The 19,783-nt window shown below is 51.2% G+C and carries 18 protein-coding genes; 9 read left to right on the forward strand and 9 right to left on the reverse strand.

Annotated features, from left to right (window positions below; translation table 11 throughout):
- The 6 genes from JMI88_RS37345 to mraZ all read right to left on the reverse strand — a co-directional run.
- The coding region (locus JMI88_RS37345; RefSeq protein ID WP_201367182.1) for an FtsW/RodA/SpoVE family cell cycle protein at positions 1–1,213 on the reverse strand (1,213 nt) is incomplete at its 3' end.
- Positions 1,214–1,318: 105 nt separating this feature from the next.
- Positions 1,319–1,660, reverse strand: coding sequence for a hypothetical protein (locus JMI88_RS37350; protein WP_201367183.1), 342 nt, complete (start codon positions 1,658–1,660; stop codon positions 1,319–1,321).
- Between the two features lie 121 nt (positions 1,661–1,781).
- Positions 1,782–3,533, reverse strand: coding sequence for a peptidoglycan D,D-transpeptidase FtsI family protein (locus JMI88_RS37355; RefSeq protein WP_201367184.1), 1,752 nt, complete (start codon positions 3,531–3,533; stop codon positions 1,782–1,784).
- Between the two features lie 70 nt (positions 3,534–3,603).
- A complete protein-coding gene (locus JMI88_RS37360; RefSeq protein ID WP_201367185.1) occupies positions 3,604–4,020 on the reverse strand; it encodes a septum formation initiator family protein in 417 nt (138 codons plus the stop codon).
- A gap of 90 nt (positions 4,021–4,110) precedes the next feature.
- Positions 4,111–5,103 carry a 16S rRNA (cytosine(1402)-N(4))-methyltransferase RsmH gene (gene rsmH, locus JMI88_RS37365; RefSeq protein WP_236023234.1) on the reverse strand — a complete coding sequence of 331 codons (993 nt, stop codon included), beginning with the start codon at positions 5,101–5,103 and terminating at the stop codon, positions 4,111–4,113.
- A 57-nt stretch (positions 5,104–5,160) separates the two neighbouring features.
- Complete coding sequence (gene mraZ / locus JMI88_RS37370; protein ID WP_201367187.1) at positions 5,161–5,568, reverse strand: division/cell wall cluster transcriptional repressor MraZ; 408 nt, start codon at positions 5,566–5,568, stop codon at positions 5,161–5,163.
- Between the two features lie 954 nt (positions 5,569–6,522).
- Between mraZ and JMI88_RS37375 the strand changes: the two genes are divergently transcribed.
- The 3 genes from JMI88_RS37375 to map all read left to right on the forward strand — a co-directional run bounded on the left by JMI88_RS37375 (position 6,523) and on the right by map (position 8,580).
- On the forward strand, positions 6,523–6,837 hold the full coding sequence (locus JMI88_RS37375; protein WP_201367188.1) for an HU family DNA-binding protein: 315 nt from the start codon (positions 6,523–6,525) through the stop codon (positions 6,835–6,837).
- 277 nt (positions 6,838–7,114) lie between these two features.
- A complete protein-coding gene (locus JMI88_RS37380) occupies positions 7,115–7,660 on the forward strand; it encodes an O-acetyl-ADP-ribose deacetylase (RefSeq protein WP_201367189.1) in 546 nt (181 codons plus the stop codon).
- 92 nt (positions 7,661–7,752) lie between these two features.
- A complete protein-coding gene (gene map, locus JMI88_RS37385) occupies positions 7,753–8,580 on the forward strand; it encodes a type I methionyl aminopeptidase (RefSeq protein ID WP_201367190.1) in 828 nt (275 codons plus the stop codon).
- Between the two features lie 46 nt (positions 8,581–8,626).
- On the opposite strand, the gene JMI88_RS37390 is transcribed toward map, so the two are convergent.
- Positions 8,627–9,793 carry a glycosyltransferase family 4 protein gene (locus JMI88_RS37390; RefSeq protein ID WP_201367191.1) on the reverse strand — a complete coding sequence of 389 codons (1,167 nt, stop codon included), beginning with the start codon at positions 9,791–9,793 and terminating at the stop codon, positions 8,627–8,629.
- A gap of 467 nt (positions 9,794–10,260) precedes the next feature.
- Between JMI88_RS37390 and JMI88_RS37395 the strand changes: the two genes are divergently transcribed.
- From JMI88_RS37395 to JMI88_RS37420, 6 genes are all read left to right on the forward strand, one after another.
- A complete protein-coding gene (locus JMI88_RS37395; RefSeq protein WP_201367192.1) occupies positions 10,261–12,327 on the forward strand; it encodes an LCP family protein in 2,067 nt (688 codons plus the stop codon).
- A gap of 135 nt (positions 12,328–12,462) precedes the next feature.
- On the forward strand, positions 12,463–13,752 hold the full coding sequence (locus JMI88_RS37400) for a TolB family protein (protein WP_201367193.1): 1,290 nt from the start codon (positions 12,463–12,465) through the stop codon (positions 13,750–13,752).
- A gap of 370 nt (positions 13,753–14,122) precedes the next feature.
- Entirely contained in the window at positions 14,123–15,082 is a 960-nt protein-coding gene (locus JMI88_RS37405) for a protein kinase domain-containing protein (RefSeq protein WP_201367194.1), read from the forward strand.
- A 265-nt stretch (positions 15,083–15,347) separates the two neighbouring features.
- Complete coding sequence (locus JMI88_RS37410; protein WP_126595491.1) at positions 15,348–15,734, forward strand: RidA family protein; 387 nt, start codon at positions 15,348–15,350, stop codon at positions 15,732–15,734.
- Between the two features lie 17 nt (positions 15,735–15,751).
- Positions 15,752–17,296 carry a chromosomal replication initiator protein DnaA gene (gene dnaA / locus JMI88_RS37415; RefSeq protein WP_201367195.1) on the forward strand — a complete coding sequence of 515 codons (1,545 nt, stop codon included), beginning with the start codon at positions 15,752–15,754 and terminating at the stop codon, positions 17,294–17,296.
- Between the two features lie 187 nt (positions 17,297–17,483).
- Positions 17,484–18,284: an HAD-IIA family hydrolase gene (locus tag JMI88_RS37420; RefSeq protein WP_201367196.1), complete on the forward strand. Its 801-nt coding sequence runs from the start codon at positions 17,484–17,486 to the stop codon at positions 18,282–18,284.
- Between the two features lie 16 nt (positions 18,285–18,300).
- Here JMI88_RS37420 and JMI88_RS37425 read toward each other — a convergent pair whose 3' ends face one another.
- Positions 18,301–18,753: a PaaI family thioesterase gene (locus tag JMI88_RS37425; RefSeq protein ID WP_201367197.1), complete on the reverse strand. Its 453-nt coding sequence runs from the start codon at positions 18,751–18,753 to the stop codon at positions 18,301–18,303.
- Positions 18,754–19,018: 265 nt separating this feature from the next.
- Positions 19,019–19,645, reverse strand: coding sequence for a hypothetical protein (locus JMI88_RS37430; RefSeq protein ID WP_201367198.1), 627 nt, complete (start codon positions 19,643–19,645; stop codon positions 19,019–19,021).
- Between the last annotated feature and the right edge of the window lie 138 nt (positions 19,646–19,783).

Below are 19,783 nucleotides of genomic sequence, written 5' to 3' on the forward strand. Positions count from 1 at the left end.
TGTCGGTCGTATATTTAAACGGATTAAGGAAACCAATCAAACGGTAATAGCGATATCCGCTAAAAGCCTGGGACAAAAAGATTAAGAATCCACAGCCCATGGCCAGTAAAAATTGTAGAATGTTTGCTCCCGCCGTAAAAAACATGGCGGTAGTCAGCACCGCGATGACGCTGGCGGTTCCCATGTCTTTCTGCAATAAGACCAGGCCCAGCACCAAACCAACTAACAACACAAAAGGCGTTAGTCCATAAAGGAAGGTGCCTACCTGTTTGCCTTTACGAGCCAGCCAGTCAGCAATATACAGAGCCAGGACCAGTTTGATCAACTCGCTGGGCTGGAATGAGAAAAAAGATCCAAAGACCAGCCAGCGCGATGCTCCATAAGCGGTAGAGCCGATAAACAGCACTGCCGCTTGCAGGGGAAGCCCGATGGCCAATCCCAGTAATGAGAACCGCCGCCAGATGCGGTAGTCAATTCTCATCGTTACCAGCATGGCTACGACCCCTAATACGGCTCCCAATAGCTGCTTTTGAAAAAAGTATGACGCATCTCCAAAATAGCGAGCCGATGCGAATGAACTGGCACTATAGACCATAATCAGGCCAATACATAACAGGGCTAGCGCCACCACCAGCAAGATCGAATCAGGCTTGCCTGGCACACGCGGGAGGAACATCTCCAGGGCGGCCAGTTTCTCCTGCTCCTCCTCACTGATCACTTGTAGAGGCTGGCTCGGTCGTACAGGTGGCTTACGCAAAAGATCAGCCGTCTGCCGTGGCAGCACAGTACGTCCTGAGGGTCCGCGCCCTCCTGGCGACAACTCTACCGGTTCCTGCGGCGTTACCGCTGGCGCATGCGGCGTTTCTGGCACGTCTACATCCTGGGCCGCCACCGTAAGTGGCCGGTTTCTCATACGCGGCAAACTTTTCCGCATTGTCTTCGGATCGGCCAGCGTATCTTCTGCCGCATAACTCATTTTGACGCGTCGGGCCATCACTGCCTGGGTCGCCCTGCGCTTCACCGGCTTTGCCCCATGGGTAGGGGGCGGCAACGGCGTGCGCCTGCTTCCGCTGGCAGACGATCGTTGACCCTTCTGTTCGATCGACTCCAGGGCAGGAGAGCGAAAGGTGGGGGGCGCCAGGTCCTTGCGCCTCACACTTTTGATCAGTCTCTCGCCTGCATTCTTTCCTCGATTGAGTTTGTCTTGTGGCATGAAGCTTCTTTCACTTAACTTATGCTCAAAGCCAGCAGCTGACACCTTATGACCTTGACATAGAACGCTTTTTCTAGTACACTAGTTCTTAGCAAGGTCCCTAAGTTAGTGCTGCTTAGACGATGAACCCTCGTCATCTTGCTGAGCGGATTGCTCTTGCATGACCTCGAGCATCTGCTCGACTTCTTGATCGCTGATCTGTAAGCGCGTCTTATGCAAATCAACGATTTCAACACCCTTAGCTTGTATTAACGTACTCCAGGGATCACTTTCGAGCGTCGGGATGACCCCCTGGTCTTTATCCAGTTGCTCATCAGCACCTGATCCCGGTTTTGACGCGCCTGGCGCCTGGCGTCCTAGCAGTTCCTGCCAGGCTGCGCTCAGTTCGGTTTGCAGCCCATCCGGGGCATTCTGGTCTTGCTGTGGACGGTTCTTTTTATCTTTCATCTCACTCACACCTTGTCAACACACTACATCCCCTGCTCACAGCCACTTCCACTCTTCGTGCACTACAAAGTTTTGCGCTATCTTCTCAACCTACGTTCCCTGGCCGCTGATGACCAGCTCTTTAGCCGGCATCGTCGGGAGGAATACTATAGTGCCACATCAGTTGTTGCGCGATATCCTTCCACACAGGGCCTGCCGCGCTTCCTCCATAGATAGTCGCTGTTGGGTGATCGATTTTCACCAGAATAACAAATTGTGGATTTGAGACTGGTAGAAAACCTGCCATTGAGGCATCGGTATTTGTGTCCGCCAAACCCTGTATAGTTGCCGTTCCGGTTTTCACTGCAACGCGATAGCCGGGGACAATATCCTTATTGAATTGGGCCACCTTTTCTAGCATGGAAGCCAGAGTTTTGGCCGCATCGGCACTGATAACCCGTTGTTTTTGACGCGGCTGAATGGTGGTCGTATGATCATTGTCTCGCAACGACGAGACAAGATAGGGCTGCATTAAGACGCCATCGTTGGCGATCGCTTGATAGGCCGAGGCCATCTGCAACGGCGTCACCTGGATACTTTGCCCAAAAGATTGGCGCGCCAGATCGCTGGGCGACCAGTCCTTTGAATCTGGTGTGCGATATGTGCCAGCCGACTCAGGATCCAAAACGCCGGTGCGCTGGCCAAAACCAAAACGTTCCAGGTAAGGATAAAAACTTTTGGCTCCCAGTTTCTGGGTGGCCACCCAGGCCGCTCCTACGTTGGCTGAATGCTCTAATACCTGCGTCATGGACTCAGTACCATAGCCCAGATTATGCCAGTTCTCGACCGTCGGCGTACCATCATTAAAGGCAAGGTAACCGGGATCCTGAATGGTATCGGTTGGTTTGATCAGGTGCTGGTCAAGAGCGGCCGCCATGGTGATGGCTTTCATAGTTGAACCAGGCTCATAGGCACAATAGACCACTGGATTGCTGTAAACCTCTAATTGACCACGACAATCTGTGTCCCCAGCGTACTTACTATAGTTATTGGGATCAAATGAGGGCGCTCCAGCCATGGCCACGATCGCTCCTGTGCGCGCATTGAGCACCACAGCAGTTCCGCTCTGGGCCCCCATCTGCTTGACACGCGCCTCCAGGTCGGTCTGCAACTGATATTGGATGGTGCTATCGATGGTCAGAGTTATATCGTCTCCATTGACCGCATTTTGCTCAAAACTGGGACCCACAGTTAAAGGATTGCCGTTGAGGTCCGTTTCGGCCGAAAAGCTGCCCGCCTTGCCGGAAAGTTGCTGATTGTATTTTTTTTCAATGCCGTAGATACCTTGCGGCGAACCACCAGTGGCGTCTTCCTGCACAAATCCCAGGGTCTGAGCCGCCAGATCGTTGCCTGGATACGTGCGCCAGGTGCGCGGCTCCAAAAAGGTATAGGGCAGATGCAGATCCTTCAATTTCTGGCTCTGAGCCGGTGTGATAGAGATAGCTATCCGTACCGTCGGAACCGCAGAGTTAAAGGCATCGGTCAATTTCTCTTTCGGCACGTTGGTCAGGACACTGCTGAGTTTCTGAATCAGGGTATCGCGCTCGCTCTGATAGGTATCGGGATAATCCGTCACCAGTTGCGATGGTTCAATATACACGTCGTCGCGTACCACATTCGTAGCCAGTAGCTGACCCGTGGCATCATAGATTCGTCCACGCGGCGCGTTCAACGTCTGACTTTGCATATGCTCGGCATTGGCTGCCTTCGCGAGTTGTGGACCATGGATAACCTGCCAGTAGTAGAGTCGTCCAGAAAGGAGCACCATGCCCACGCAGACCAGCAGAAAAATGACCATCTGGCGGTTACGTGCACGGCGTAGTTCTGTACTCATCTACAAGGCCTCCTCATTCAGACATCATTTAAGCAGTCACATCATATGGCGCTTTGTTCGTTTGATACCATCAGTTATTATCGGGTCCTGGATCATGGATTGGCTGCAAGTTGGGAATTTTAATAACATTGACATGCGCTGGATCAGTAGGTACCAGGCCAGCTTTTTTCGCCTGCTCACTAATATAAGCGGGCGAGCGCTCAATGGCGATAGTCTGGGCCAGATCCTGGTTTTCTCGTTGCAGGGTGGCTTGTTCGCTCCGTATTTGCTGCAATTGCTGGTTGGCAACTGCTGCCTGGCCCACCTGTGCCAGGTAGAGTACCGCCATCAAAGCAATCAGCAGCACACTGGTGATCGACAGAGCCGCCGGCCCCATATGAAAGAAAAAGGGGCGCAACTGACGCCGTCTTTTCGCTGCAAACATCGATCTGGGCACGACCAGCCGTTCTTTCCGGGCCTCATTATTGAGCTTTTTCAGGCCATACATACGCTGCGTTCCTTCGAGATGTTAGACCATTCCGCAGATACGTCCGTTGTAGAGACATCTGCATCCTTACACACCCCTACATATGACGCACTACGAATTATTCTGCGTTATTTCGGCAGCTCGCAATTTGGCGCTACGAGCGCGAGGGTTGCTGGCGATCTCCTGCTCACCTGGTGTGACAGGTTTGTTTGTCAGGTTACGTAAACGAGCTTTATGACCACAGACACATACAGGAAGGCGAGGTGGGCAGAGGCAATCTTTAGCCTCACGCCGAATATATTCCTTGACGATTCTATCTTCTAGCGAGTGAAATGCGATGATCACCATCCTCCCTTTTTCCTTGCTCTCCCCTTCATCGCCCTTTGTTTTCCCCTCAAGAACATCCACAATTTGCGGCAACGCTGTTTCCAGGCGCTCTAATTCGCGATTAACAGCAATGCGTAGAGCCTGAAATGCTCGTGTGGCAGGATGAATGGCACCGTGTTTATGTGGTACACCGGCAGCTATCAGTGCCGCCAGTGGAGCCGTACGTGTAATGGGCGCTTTCTCTCGCTCACGTACAATGCGCCGTGCGATTTGACGTGCGCGGGACTCTTCACCATAACGCCAGAAGATATCCGCCAATTCTTGCTCACTCGCACCGTTAACCAGGTCAGCGGCAGTCAACGGCAACTCCTGATTCAGACGCATATCTAATGGGCCATCCGCACTAAAAGCAAAACCACGATCAGGATTATCCATCTGGTCCGAGGAAAATCCCAGGTCTAACAGGACGCCCTGCACACCTTTTCCATCACCAAAACCAGTCTGTTCCACAATCTGCGCCAGGTCAGAAAAATTACCGTGTGCCAGTATTAAACGGCCATTAGCGACAAACTCAGCCAGGCGTTCGCCCACACGGGCCAGTGCCTGACTATCGGTATCAATACCCAGAACCTTGCCATCTGGAGCGCAACGCTCCAGGATTGCCGCAGTGTGACCTCCACCGCCTAAAGTGCCATCGATATAGAGTCCTCCAGGTTTCGGCTGGAGATACGCCAGCACCTCATCCAACATCACTGATACATGTTGTGTATGTTCCATTGCCATCAAATCGATAAAATTCTAGAGCTTCGAACCTGATATGTATTGTTTACGTCTTTAAAAAGGAATATTACTTCCTTCGGCGTCGAGTCGTTCTTGATACTCTTGCCAGGTGGCACGATTCCAGATTTCAATATGGTCTCGCACACCAGCAATAGTTACTTCACTGCCTAAATTTGCATAAGCTCGTAATTTGGCCGGGATTACCATACGCCCCTGTGCATCCAAATCAATTTCACTGGCACTGGGATAGATGCGCCGTTCGAAGTCACGTAGATCGTCACTCGATAGGCCCGCAACCAGCTCATTTGAGCGCCGTTCCCAGTGTTCCGCCGTATAGATAGACAGGCATGTCCCCATACCTTTGCTGACAACCGCGCCCTTATCTATCTGCGCACGAAATCTGGCAGGAACCGCCATACGCCCTTTTGCGTCGATTGTATGCTCGTACTCACCAAGAAACATAGACAGCATCCATACTTTCTCAACGGCAGTTGCAGAATATCCACAGCGAAATCATTCAGAAATTTAGCACTATTCTGATATACTTCCCCATCTCCCCCACTGTTAATATAGTCTCACCAAAATTCCCCACTTTTCCCCACTTCATTGTAACACTTCTTAGGCATGTGGGAAAAGAGTCTTTCAGGCCAATTTTGCTCAGCCACGTGGATAACTTGTGGATAACTTTATTTTGTTCACACATATAGGTTGCATAAAAAGCATCTAATCACAAATCGGGTACAAGGCCCGAACCTATTGGGATCATGCTTACCCGTACAACAAGTTTTGCCCGAACAGGGAGAAGCATTTGATCATCTTACAAATCGGGTTGCAGAGATTATTGAACATCACTAGCGCCGACTAAAATAAATTATAGATTTACTCGTAATACAACCTCAGCCTGCCATTCGACTGACACAGCAGCCTTTCGGGGCTCGTCTCAAGGGCTATGAGCCCCTGCATCTTGCCGTTGCAGAAATCGTAGCCCGTCTAGAATATTTACGTCTACGAAAACAATAGATCCAGCAACAAACACAAGCAGGCATTCTATATTATGTCGTTTCCGATACATTGCGACAAAAGTAGGCAGTATGTTTTGTTATAACCCTTCTAATGCAAGAGTTTAAAGAATAGAAATGATAACTACAATCGCACAATATTCTAGAGAAAGAACAACCTTATATAGAGATTTTTTGAATTTTTTTTGAGCCGAGAATAAAGGGATAGATTGGCCTCCCAGGCTGATTCATGCTGTACTTCCTACTTTTAGGGATAGTGCGACGCTTGTATTTCTTAAAATCGCGTGCTATACTCCTAATCGGCAGTGAGGTTGTGACGCCGCTCTACAAGCCCGGCAAAGTGCATTTGGGCAATCAAGCGACGTGTGTTGATAGTTGCAAGGAGGAAATCGAACCTATGGCCGACAAGACCGATCAGGCCGCGGCACAAACCGTTGGCCGGCAGGAGCTATCTAAGCGCATTGCCAAACAGGCGAAACTTTCTCAAAAGCAGGCGTCTGAGGTGCTAGAAGCCACCCTCACGGCAATCCGTGAAGCACTTCAGAATGGTGACGAGGTCCGTCTAGTAGGCTTTGGCTCATTCAAAGTTCGTCAAAGTGCTGCGCGCAAAGGGGTGAATCCACGCGACCGCAAACCAATCGAAGTGCCAGCCAAAGAGCGTGTACGCTTTTTCCCCGGCAAAGAACTCTCGGAGGCTGTTCTCAAGAAATAGTAAGTCGTGACTCTGTTCTCACTGCCATATATATATACATAGCCCGCTAAGCATCACTGGTCGCGAGAAACCAGACGCCAGGCATGTGCAGGTGTCGCATAAGGATTATTTCGCTCACTATGCAGGCAACACCGAGAGGCATGTTGCTTCGGATGCTTCCCAGGGCTATGTTCCATCTACCGGCTCATCTTCGTTGTGCCTCTCTGGTCTTTTAATGCTCACATTCCGTTCCATTTTATGATATCCAGTTAAGATTGATTGATTAGCGGGAAAATTTATGACCACACACACTGTCAACGGTGTCACCTTACTACTAAAACAGGGCAATATCGTCAATGTGCAGGTCGACGCCATTGTGAATGCTGCGAATGCGGGTCTGGCTGGCGGTGGCGGCGTGGATGGCGCAATCCATCGGGCCGCCGGCCCTACCGTGATGCAAGAATGCCGCCAGATTGGTCGTTGTCCGACCGGTAGCGCGGTCGCCACCGGCGCAGGTAATTTGCCTGCTCGCTATATTTTCCATGCAGTTGGCCCGATCTATCAAAATCAAGGGGATGAGCCACAGTTGCTCGCCGGGGCCTACCAGGCCTGCCTGAACCTGGCGGAGCACCATCAGATACACAGCATCGCCTTCCCCTCCATCAGTACAGGAGCCTATGGCTATCCGCTCCACCTGGCGGCGCCGATCGCCCTACAAACGGTCATCACTCATCTGCAACGGCCCACCAGTCTTCAACAGGTGCATTTTATCCTTTTTGACCAGCGCACACTCCAGGCCTATCAGAAAGCCTTGCAACAGCTACTCACCAACGGTCACGCATAAAAACAAAGCCGAGTTGCTGCCGGCGTATGGAAAAATATATGATAGATATATACGCATTCAAATTCTTCCATACAAAGGGATAAACAGGATATATGCAAGCTCGCAAGCCAAATCTAAAGTCGGAGGAAGAGATTGCGCTGATGCGCAGGGCTGGCTTGCTGACCTGGCAAGCACACCAGGTAGCGGCTGCGTTGATTCGACCGGGTGTTACTACAGCTGAGATCAATGCGGCTATGGAGGCCTTTATGCTTGAGCAGCAGGCTGAGCCACTCTTCAAAGGAGTGCCGGATAGTACGGGTCGTGTGCCTTTTCCGGCGGTCGCCTGTATCTCGGTAAATGAGCAATTAGTGCATGGCATTCCTGGTCCACGCCAGCTACAAGAGGGCGATATTGTCAGTATCGATACAGGAGTACGCTATCAAGGCTGGTGTGGCGACGCCGCCGTCACGCATGCTGTTGGAGAGATCAAGGCCAGTACGCGACGTCTGCTCGAGGTGACCGAGGGGGCGCTGCGCCTGGCTATCGAGTTAATCCCTGAAAAACAGTTCTGGAGTGAGGTGGCACGCGCGATGGAGGCGTACGTGACACAGGCTGGCTTTACGGTCGTGGAGGGACTGGTGGGACATAGTATTGGACGTGAGATGTGGGAGATGCCGCAGGTGCCCAATTATTTTTCGCTGCAATATCAGGCCCTGGGCGATTTTGAGCTACAACCAGGAGTGGTCATTGCTGTCGAGCCGATGGTTAGCATGTCATCTCGCCATGTCAGAATGCTGCCCGATCATTGGACTCTGGTAGCAGAAGATGGCCAGCCCGCTGCCCATTTTGAACATACGCTGGCCATTACGTCAGCAGGGGTTCAGATTTTGACCGCCGGACCAGACGGCAAAGCCTGGGCACTCCCAGATAAACATATCTGAGCGCACCGCTTTGCGTCTGATACCTGGCTGAGAGACCGTAGCAATCCTAGGCAGCAACCAGGCACTGGGAACGAGCCACTACGTCCCGATAACCCTGTACCATGCATTCCATTGCTTCGTGCCATGAGCGCTGGGCCGCCTCACTCTCGGCCATCTGCCCCATCTTCAGGCGCTCTTCCGCGTTCAGTACCAGTCTTACGAGGGCGTCCCGATAGCCAACCACCTGTGCCTGCTCATCCAATCCTGCTGCCTGCAACAACAAACCTGTCTGCTCGTGCTTCACCAGGTCGCATACGCCTTCTGAATGCACACCGACAACAGGCAGACCAGACGACATAGCCTCCAATACTACCTGTCCAAAGGTTTCTGTGTAGGATGGAAAGGCGAATATATCCGCGGAAGCATACGCTGTGGCCAGCGCCTCTCCGCTCAGGTAGCCGGTCATAGTTACAGGCAAATGCTCAAGCTCATGCTGGATCTCATTGTAGGCAGGCCCCTGACCCACAATAACTAGGTGGCAGCGCGAGTGATCCATCTCGCGATAAGCTTGAATCAATAGACGCAGATTCTTTTCCCAGGAGACACGGCCAACGTAGAGCAAGATGGTCTTATCCTCAGGTGTGCTGCGCTCGCGTAGCCATTCGACTCGTAATGCTTCGCTGCGGCGTTTCGAATCAAACAATTCTTTCTCGACCCCCCGTGGCCAGATACGTAAATGTTCAAATCCCTGGTTGGTTAGCATCTTCGCGGTAGAGGCCGAAGGACAGAAGGTCAGCACACATTGGTTATGCACAAAACGATTATAGAGCCACATCGGCCTGGTTAACAGGGAAAAACCAAAATGGCCACAATATGCGGCGAGATTCGTATGATAAGAAGAGATAATCGGAATGTTGAGAAAACGTGCCGCCGCCAGCCCGGTCGCGCCCAGAATAACGGGGTCGACGACATGAATGATATCAGGGCGAAATTCGATTAAGCGACGCACGAACAATGGTCGAAAAAAGTTAAATTTTAGTTCGGGATAGAAAGGAAAAGGTAATCCGGCAGTCCCTACCACTTCTGCACCGGCATATTCGTCCATGCCGCAATCAGGACCCAACAAAAGCGCCTGGTGCCCATTGGCATGGAGATGTTCAAGTAAACGCGATACTGTTCTGGTAACGCCGTCTAGTTTGGGCAGAAAATTTTCTGTAATTACGGCAACACGCATTAGGCTCACCACCTGCTCATCGATGTGCGAAAATCTCGCATTCACGAAGCACTTGTATAGCTTGAAAAGCTAGTGTGACACATTGTGCTAACCGTCATGACGCGATTAGACAAATGGGTGATCGATGTACCCCACATCAACAGTAACACGTTGTATTTAGAGGATAATTAAGGTTTGTTTAGGGTTATGTAAAGCACAGGCTAAAGGGCCATTAAATAGATGGATCTAAATATAACCAATTAGTCCCGACGAATGGATGAGAAAACTGTCGTTTTCGTGAATATTTACTCTACCATTCGTTGTACTGTGTGGCAAATATTTCTTTTTGTATCATGGTGTCATATTATAATTAAAGTAAATAGAGCTCATAAAGGATTTGAGCTGCCAGGTGGGTATAGTATATTGGGAGGGAGAAAAGCTCAAAGGGCTATAGTATATATTCAGTAAAAAGGAAGCGGGTATAGCAGGTGAAACATCAATTTATGCATAAGCCTTCTCAAAGTGGCACGGCAAGTCAACAAGAGTCGCCGCCAGGACCAGCGGCTGGACAAAACCGAAGCGTAAATAGTACAGGTGGGGAACAGCGTCAAACCTCTTCAGCTGCTAAAAGTGGATTGCTAACCAGGTGGAAGACCGGACAGTTGCCACCTCCTCAAAATCAGAGTGCTGTGCGAACTGACAACTTAACCAATGAACCTGCTACCGATCCACTTAGCCAGCGCCAGATGCCCAGGCCTTTATCTCAACAGGGTATACCATCCTCCCGTGCCAGTTCTTTTTCCATTCCAGCAGATGAGGTACCAACAGCTTACCAGCCTGCGGTTCCTGATGTGGCGCCTCCATCTCAGACTGGGCTGAGCCAGTATCCAGCGGTACCACCGGCTGGATCTGCATTCCCTGGCGCCACAGGCCATCCTGCTTCATCTAACAATAATGCTTTTGCTGGTCCGCCGCAGGCTTCCATTCAACCGCGAATCACACGGAATCTGAATGACTATGCACAGCGTCCAAATACCGGCCAGCTGGGTAATCCAGCACCACACCAACCGGGCTTTGGCTCAGGTCAATATAGCCAGCCCGGACCAATGAATGGGCAGAGCTTTGGTAGCGGGCAGTGGCATAATCCCGCTTCTGCTCCGGCGACTGTGAGCAGAACTGGCTGGGACAATTATAAGCGACCGGGCTCGGAGGCTCCTCCCTCTATAGCTCCGGATGCGACCAAACCAAATAAACTCGGTAAATTTACTACTAATTACAGGAACATCCCGATTTGGGCCCGCGTCGCCATTGGTATTATGGCCTTCCTGATTATCACCGGTGGAAGCGCCTTTGCTTACTATCAGATCAACTTCGCTAATTCAGTCAATGACATTACTGGCAATAGCGCTCTGCACGATTTAAATGGCAAGCACAAGCCATCCCCGCAACCCGTCAACACCGATCCCTTGACGCAGCGCACGAATATTTTGCTGCTGGGCAGCGACACCGATGGCAAGGGCAACGATGTTGCCACCGGCACACCATTGGCTCAGACCGTGATCATTATCACCATTGATCCAAAGACAAAATATGTTGGCATGCTCTCCATTCCACGCGATATGCAGGTCTCTGACCAGATCCTCGGTGGACAGGCTAAAATTGACCAGGTATTTGAAAATGGTTGGAAGGGCTCATCAACGAAAGAAAAAGCCCAGCGCGCCGCCGGCCATACCATGGATGTGATTGAGGAAAATTATGGCATCCATATCGATCACTACGCCTGGGTAGGGCTGCAAGGTTTTATCAAAGTAATTGACACGATTGGTGGCGTGGATATCGATGCTATGCGCCCGGTGGTCGATGATGCTTATCCCGATGATACAAACAAGAGCCCTAATGCATATAACTATAAACGCCTCGATATCGCGCCGGGTCCCCAGCACTTTGATGGCCTTGGCGCCCTGGAATATGTACGCTCACGCCATGCTGACCTGGGTGGAGACTTCGGACGTACCCAGCGCCAGCAGCAGGTCTTGAGTCAGATTAAAGTCAAATTGAGTGGCACGGATATCGTCACGAAAGCACCTATGATCTTAAGTGACCTGGACGGCTTCTTGCTTACCGACATGTCGGTCTCGCAACTGGCCACCTTTGCTCAACTAGCCAAAAGTGTAGATGTCAACAAGGTGGATCGAGTCTCTTTTACGCAGGGCTACTCGAGCCTGATTACGACCAATAATCTGGGCAATTTCGCGCCAAATTGTCCGGCCATCGAGGCTAAAATCCATGCCATGTTTGGCATTACGCCAAATTGCATACCACAGGCTTCGGTACCTGGCAACACGAATACCAGCGTGGCCCGGACACAACCCTCAAGCACCACCGCTGGCACGACCACCACTCTAGCAGGTGCCAGTTCCAGCCAGTCTGGTGCAGGCTATCAGCTAGCCAGCTTGAAAAGCGGGGCCGCCACCGTCTCAAATACGACGGTCTTTAGTAATTTGATGGATCTGATGCTTCTCACTGTCTCTGGCTCGTTCACAGCTATGGGCTAATAGAAAGTACTCCTATCCCTCAGAACTATTGCGACGGTTCTAGAGTGAGATGCATTATATAGTCTAAGCACAATGTCACCGGGTGCGCTGCTCGTCATCGCACCGTTATTTTATAAAGATGTATAAAGAGCTAGTATGAAAAGATATCCACCGTGGAAGCTGATTATTCTCTTCGCATTGCTCACAATGAGCTTGCAAGGTTGCCTGGGGCTGGGCGGCAGCGACATTAACTACAAAAGCGTGACGACCGGCAAAAATGGCGACGTCAAAATCAATTCCCAGCAAGCAATCTTTCAAGGGAAGATATATTTCACTCTCAACCGCAACCTCTACATGCTGGATGGGAAAGATAAAGAGCATCTCACGCAGCTCACCAAAGGGATGGATATCCGCGATCCAGCGGTTTCACCCAATGGCAAGCTCATCGCGTTCATTATCCACTATAAAAATTATTCGGACCTGGCTTATATACCTGCCAGTGGCGGCAAACCAAAGATTATTGCTACCGGCTACGGGCAGTTTATCCCGGTTGGCGGTTCTGTACGCAGTACATATCATTGGTTCGCCCAGCCCGCCTGGGACTCAGATAATGAGCATATCTATTTTTTAGGTGATAACCAGAAGCATTATTGGGATCCCAGGATCGTCGGTAATTACGATGCTGACATCCTTGACTTACAGGTCTTTAAAATGTCCATCCACGATAAAGAACTGGTCACGGTGGACGATATGGAGGGAGCCCAGGTCGTGGCCTACACCTCTATTGGCGCGGGAGGCCTACGCGACCCGGCTTATCGCCCAGGCCATAAAAATGAGCTTGTCTACACCAGCTATAAATATACCGCACCTGACTATGCCAGACTGGCCGTCCAGATCAATATTATTGATACCAATGCCATTTATAATAGCATCCAGCAATACCCTAATCCTTTTACTAATAAATATCACCCGGGTCAACGAGGAACTGAATACGACCCCGGTGTGGCACTAACACCAGAGAAGGCTGATCTAACAAATATGCAGCCTTCCTTTTCGCCCGACGGCAACACGCTGATCTATGTGCGACGCGAGGATGCGACCCATATGAGCCTGTATACCATGCCAGTCGTTAATGGCGTGACCAGCGATCCCAATAATCCAGCATTTGATCCTAACAGCGACGCCAACACCAAAAAGGGGCTCTCTGCATATGGTCAGTCTATGAAGCTTATGACGGGCCAGTACATCAGCCAGCCGATCTGGTCGCCAGATGGGAAACAGGTCGCTTATTATGACTATCACGATAATATCTTCGATCTCTGGCTGGCCAAAATTGTCAAAAATCCTAAAACCGGTACTTACAGCATCGATAAAAACAGCATCACTCAGCTCACCCAGGCCAGCGGCAACCTGGACGCCGATTCACGCGCAACCTGGGGCAAATAACCCCCTTCGGGCATGGGGAGGGGAAGCAAAGCGCCCCCTGCGAGCGTCCGCAGGCGCGGCCGCATCTTTTTATCCTGAGTTGGCAGCTGGGCGCTCAGCGCCCAGCTGCCAACTCAGGATAAAACTGCTTTGAGCATCACAAGTGCGAACCGTCATAGGTGCTGACGAGGATGTCGGGGACATCATCTCCTTGCCTCAGCTTGAAGGCGCGAACCGCCTGGTTTTCAGATACTTTCTCATTATCAAAGGGCAAAATTGAAGATAGACGCTGGTCATGTAATACTCGACGGCATAACTCATAAATGGTATACTACCCTCTGAAGTTAAATTTTCTTATAAAGTATTCGCCCAGGTCGTTCGAGGTGAGACGTTGAACCAATTCGAAGGCACACTGATCGCTGGACGGTACGAGATTCGTGAGCATATCGCTACAGGTGGTATGGCGAGCGTCTTCAAAACCTGGGATCACCGGGTGGAGCGCATTGTAGCAATTAAAGTGTTACGCTCCCTGGACAAAAATGATCTTCGCGCAGTCGAGCGTTTCCGCCGTGAAGCTCGCGCTGCTGCAGCGCTCGCACATCCGAATGCCGTCACTATTTACGATTTTGTAGAAGAAATGGGCCAGTATTTTCTGGTAATGGAGTATATCCATGGCCCAACATTAAAACAACTGATCGCACAGCGCCGTCAATTACAACCTCGCGAGGCGATAGAGATTGCGGCCCAGGTCTGTGCTGTACTACAAGTTGCACATGCGCGCGGTTTTATTCATCGCGATATTAAGCCACAAAATATCATGTTAGCGTGGAGCGGTGGTGCTGGCAGCCTCAGCGACGGAGGCGCATGGGTGAAACTCACCGACTTTGGTATTGTACGTGTGGCAGAGGATGCAGGCTTAACCAATAGTGGTATCGTGCTTGGTACTGCTGACTATTTGTCACCAGAACAGGCACGCGGCGAAAATCTGACCGCATCTTCCGATCTCTATTCCCTTGGTGTGGTGATGTTTGAGATGCTGGCCGGTCGACCTCCCTTTGTGGGTCCGACAGCAGTTTCCATCGCAATGCAGCATGCTTCGACTAATCCTCCACCATTGCGCCAGTTCAGTCCACATGTTCCAGCAGTACTTGAGCAGCTCGTCAACCGGACGTTGCAAAAAGAGCCCTCCGAACGCTTTAATTCGGCATCGGAGATGCAAAAGGCCTTGCGGGCATGTGCGAAAGAGTTGGTGCGTAATAAGTCAGCCTCATTGCCGGTCGGCCAATCCTATCCGTCTCGTTTTAACGATGGGCAAGGCCAGTATCCACCAGCGGGACATGGTCAGTTCTGATCGTTGTCCGGCAATGAAAAATCAGCTCGAAATGCATCCCGTTTGGTGGTATACGAGCAATCAAAATACGTTTTTGTTTGGTGGTGTAAAAAGTGCGCTATGCGCACTTTTTACACCACCAAACAAAAAAGGTGCAGGCGCGCATGCGCCCGCCCGCAAAAGAACGACGTGATTCCCATTAATATGGGAACCACAAAACTACTTTCAATCTATATTCAGCGCAAGATAGCATTCGCGTCTACTTGCCCAATGATGGGAAATGCACATGGAATACACACAGATTAGCACATCCGAAGCTCCAGCTGCGATTGGTCCATATAATCAGGCCATTCGCTACGGACAGTTCGTTTATACTTCCGGCCAGATTCCTCTTGATCCGGCCACGGGCGAAATGGTTGGCGACGATGTCCAGACACAGACACATCGCGTGCTACAAAATCTGCAAGCGGTGTTGAAGGCTGCCGGTGCCTCCCTGAATAGTGTGATTAAAACTACCGTTTTTCTGACGCGGATGAGCGATTTTCAGGCTATGAATGAGGTCTACGCAACATATTTTGGTGATGTTGCGCCGGCGCGCTCGACGATTGCGGTCGTTGAACTTCCTCGCAAAGCGCTGGTTGAAATTGAGTGTGTCGCGCTCGCTCAAGACTAGTGCATGGGAGAATAACGGTGAATACCGCTACTATCTGGCGCACAACCCTGGCACAGTTGGACACCACGTCCATTGATGATCTGACCAAAACCTGGTTACAGGATGCACACCTGATTGAGTTGACTGCCGAAGCATTGCATGACATTGCGCCCGGTGCGGCTGAGCAAGATCTGCTGGCCTTCGCCCTTCAGGTTCCCAATGATCTAGCCGGGGATATCATTGAGACCCGCTGGCAGCAATTGTTAGAGGATATATTAAAGGATGTGCTCGGGCAGCCGGTGATTCTAATCGTGAGACCCTCCGCCCATGCCGCGCCTGTACCAGAAACGACGCCGCCGATCCATGAGCAAGAACGTGAATCACAGCAGGCTCCACGTACTGGCTCTCAGTCGCGGTCACATCATGCTGCGCCACATAATAACCATAATAACAATGCTTATTATGATAATATACCGCGCCCACCCACGCAGTCTGAGTTTTCTTATGCCTCGCCTGAAACACTAGAAGATTGGGAGAACGAGCAGCGCGCCAATATGCTGGCCCATAATCGTTTGAACCCACGCTATACCTTCGATGCGTTTATCGTCGGCAACAGTAACCGCCTGGCACACGCCGCCTCACTGGCGGTCGCAGAGGCGCCCGGTGAGTCCTACAATCCACTCTTCCTCTATGGAGGCGTAGGATTGGGCAAGACCCACCTGCTGCATGCCATTGGACATCAGGGAGTGCAAACAGGGCTGGCGGTGCTGTACGTCTCGTCAGAACAGTTTACTAATGAAATCGTCAACGCGATTCGTTACCGTACCACTGAAGAGTTTCGCGCCAAGTATCGCTCGGTCGACATTCTGCTAGTTGATGATATCCAGTTTATTGCTGGCAAAGAGTCTACTGAGGAAGAGTTCTTTCATACCTTTAACAGCCTGTATGAAATGAGCAAGCAGATCGTGATCTGTAGTGATCGTCCGCCCAAGGCTATTTTGAGCCTGGAGGAGCGCCTGCGCTCGCGCTTCGAGTGGGGCTTGATCGCCGATATCCAGCCACCAGATCTAGAGACCAGAATGGCCATCCTGCGCGTCAAGGCAGATCTCTTGCATTACCATGTTCCGGATGAGATCATTGCGTATATCGCCGGTCGGGTCCAGACTAACATTCGTGAGCTGGAGGGCTGCCTGAATCGCCTGATGGCTTATCAGCAACTGCATCGGATCGACCTGACCATGGATGTGGCCCGCTCCGCTATCTCGTCATTGGGTACGGATAACCGTGAGCCCACGCTGAATAGTCTTCAGATCGCCCAGGCTGTGGCCGACTACTACCATATCTCGCTGGAAGCTATGTGCGGCAAACAACGCGATAAATATATCGTCACGCCTCGCCAGATCGCTATGTATCTCATTCGTCAGGAGACTTCAACCTCGCTGCTGGAGATCGGTCAGCTCTTTGGCGGCCGCGACCATAGTACTGTCCTGCATTCGTGCGAGAAGATTGACCGTACCATCAACGTTAATCAAACCTTGCGCCGCGAAATCCTGGCGATCCGCGACCAGTTGATGCGTGAGTAACACCGCCAGGCGAAATGGAAGGCGCTCCCCTCTTGCTGGCGGCGAGAAGGGAGCGTTTTCCGTTTGCTGATCAAATTCCTGTGATATACTGGGTGCGGACGCGCGCTATCGTCTGCTGGAGCGGCCAGTTGCGATTACGCTGCGTTGACATCATTGCTGTTTATACTTATGGGAGAACAACGCTAGCATGTTACCACAGATACAAAACCTCACGACCTATCTCATCGATCTCGATGGCGTTGTCTATCGAGGTGAGACCCTGGTGCCTGGCGCGCAAGAATTTATTCACTGGCTGGACGCCAATGCTAAAAAATATTTGTTTCTAACCAATAATTCCTTTGCCAGCGAGACACAGGTGGTCAATAAATTAGGGCGGCTAGGAATTAAAACTGATCCCAGCCATGTGATGGGCGCGGCCCAGGCAGCTGTGCAGAGTATCCAGCATCGCTTCCCCGACGCTTCGGTCTACGTTGTTGGCGAACAACCGTTGTTTGACCTGGTGAGGCAGCATCAGCTAAAGGTGGCCAACGACGACTGGCAGAGCACGAATGTGGTCTTTGTTGGTCTGGATCGCCATTTTGATTATAAGAAATTGACGGAAGCGGTGCTGGCAATTCGCAGGGGCGCTGCATTTATCGCTATCAATCGTGATCCTTTGTTGCCACTCGCAGGCGGTGCCCTGACGGCGGGCTGTGGAACGATGGTGGCCGCCATTGAAGCGGGCAGCGAAACTACTCCTGAAGTGATTGGGAAACCCGAGCCCGCGCTGCTCCAGGAAGCTATGCGCAAACTGGATAGCAAGCCAGAAGAGACGGTGATGATTGGAGATAACCTGGGGGTAGACATTAAGGCCGGAATCGCCGCCAATACCAGGACGATGCTGGTCTTCTCGGGCAAAGATACGCCCGGCAGCCTGGCTAAATCTACCCTCTATCCAGATTATGTCTATGCTGACCTGGCCGCCGTGATGCAGCAGATCCAGGGCTAAGCCAGTCAGCAGCAGATTATTTTCGCAACAACGGATCGCCTCCATCAGGAGGACGATCCACCACAGCAACGGTACAGCGCGAGATGCAGATGAGCTTCTCTTTTTCGTCCGTGATGCGCACATCCCACACGTGGGTAGAGCGTCCAATATGAATCGGGGTTGCCACCGCTAACAGCTCTCCATCACGCTTTGGGCGCAGGTGGTTGGCATTGATCTCTAAACCAAAAGCCATCTGCCGTGCGGCATCGATATTCATCACGCTAGCCAGCGAGGCTACCGTCTCCGCCAGTACAACCGAGACGCCCCCATGTAAATACCCTACCAGTTGCAGATGCTTCGAAGCAATCGGCATTGAAGCCGCCACTTTCTCTCTGGTGGCTTCAACCACAGTAATATTCAACTCTTCCAGAACGGTCCCTTTGCCGCTGGCGTTTAAACGTTCTAGAATCTCCTGCTGTGTGGCATCCATTCCCTCTCAGTACTCCTTCCTCGATTAGAATGTGTCTGAAGTCCATCCCCATGGGAAGCCAGGCACCTCCGTACGGGCGGGCGCATGCGCGCCCGCGCCCTTTTATACGTTGTGCAGTCATTCGCGCAATGCGCGAATGACTGCACAACGTATAAAAGCCTTTTTGAGCGCCGTAGGTGCGTAGCGTCAGGGGCCGAAAGTGCAAAAAGTATAGTATTCAGACACTCTGTTACACCAAATGTAGTTGTGACGATAGGCGCAACACTTATTTGGACATGGTTGGTGCATGCTTTGACGCGGAAACCTGGTTTGGCTCCTCTTCATTGGACAGAGCTACAAAAGGCGTTTTTCTGGCCCTCAACCAGAATAGCAATAAGCCCAGGTAGAAGGCCACCAGCCACATCCCAATCGTGGCTACCGTTGCCATTGGCACGTTTTCCCACACCTGGTAGGAACCGTTGGTGATGCCACCCGAGATATCGCGATACATGCTGAACAGGGGAATACCTATCAGTAATACCCAGGAAAACCAGCGTGCTTTACCTGACCAGAAACGCCAGATGAGCAGATAACCAAGGCTGCCATAAATAAAGATAGGTGTCAGGTAAAATGGTAAGGGAACATGCAGTGTGTTCAATGTCTTCATGAAGAGATTGGAGAGCTGCAATTGAAAATCGCTGGGATTATGCAGGCCCGATTGCACAAATGTGTAGTGCCACCAATGGGATGCATAGGCAGCCATGTCAACCAGTATGTTGATGACACCCATGACCAGGCCACCCAGGAGGGAAGCTAGCAGAACGGCCTTTGGTGGGCGTATATAGAGCATGAACGCGCCATAGACAAGCAGCAGAAATGGAACAACATAAAGCAGGAAGATAAACGCTTCCATGTAAGAGAAACTCCTTAAAAACACAAGAACAAACAAAAAAATTCTGTATAGATATCATAGCGCTAAGAAACGAAAGCAACAAGAAACACGACTCGTAAGTACGCCCCTCGCGGTCGCTTTTGCTTTTCTCGACCGAAA

It is taken from the genome of Dictyobacter formicarum, from assembly GCF_016587435.1.

What these genes read in the sequence shown, in the direction of transcription:
- JMI88_RS37350 (WP_201367183.1), bottom strand. Translation starts at nt 1,660, where the DNA reads ATGAAAGATAAAAAGAACCGTCCACAGCAAGACCAGAATGCCCCGGAT.
- JMI88_RS37355 (WP_201367184.1), bottom strand. Translation starts at nt 3,533, where the DNA reads ATGAGTACAGAACTACGCCGTGCACGTAACCGCCAGATGGTCATTTTT.
- JMI88_RS37360 (WP_201367185.1), bottom strand. Translation starts at nt 4,020, where the DNA reads ATGTATGGCCTGAAAAAGCTCAATAATGAGGCCCGGAAAGAACGGCTG.
- rsmH (WP_236023234.1), bottom strand. Translation starts at nt 5,103, where the DNA reads ATGGAACATACACAACATGTATCAGTGATGTTGGATGAGGTGCTGGCG.
- mraZ (WP_201367187.1), bottom strand. Translation starts at nt 5,568, where the DNA reads ATGTTTCTTGGTGAGTACGAGCATACAATCGACGCAAAAGGGCGTATG.
- JMI88_RS37375 (WP_201367188.1), top strand. Translation starts at nt 6,523, where the DNA reads ATGGCCGACAAGACCGATCAGGCCGCGGCACAAACCGTTGGCCGGCAG.
- JMI88_RS37380 (WP_201367189.1), top strand. Translation starts at nt 7,115, where the DNA reads ATGACCACACACACTGTCAACGGTGTCACCTTACTACTAAAACAGGGC.
- map (WP_201367190.1), top strand. Translation starts at nt 7,753, where the DNA reads ATGCAAGCTCGCAAGCCAAATCTAAAGTCGGAGGAAGAGATTGCGCTG.
- JMI88_RS37390 (WP_201367191.1), bottom strand. Translation starts at nt 9,793, where the DNA reads ATGCGTGTTGCCGTAATTACAGAAAATTTTCTGCCCAAACTAGACGGC.
- JMI88_RS37400 (WP_201367193.1), top strand. Translation starts at nt 12,463, where the DNA reads ATGAAAAGATATCCACCGTGGAAGCTGATTATTCTCTTCGCATTGCTC.
- JMI88_RS37410 (WP_126595491.1), top strand. Translation starts at nt 15,348, where the DNA reads ATGGAATACACACAGATTAGCACATCCGAAGCTCCAGCTGCGATTGGT.
- JMI88_RS37420 (WP_201367196.1), top strand. Translation starts at nt 17,484, where the DNA reads ATGTTACCACAGATACAAAACCTCACGACCTATCTCATCGATCTCGAT.
- JMI88_RS37425 (WP_201367197.1), bottom strand. Translation starts at nt 18,753, where the DNA reads ATGGATGCCACACAGCAGGAGATTCTAGAACGTTTAAACGCCAGCGGC.
- JMI88_RS37430 (WP_201367198.1), bottom strand. Translation starts at nt 19,645, where the DNA reads ATGGAAGCGTTTATCTTCCTGCTTTATGTTGTTCCATTTCTGCTGCTT.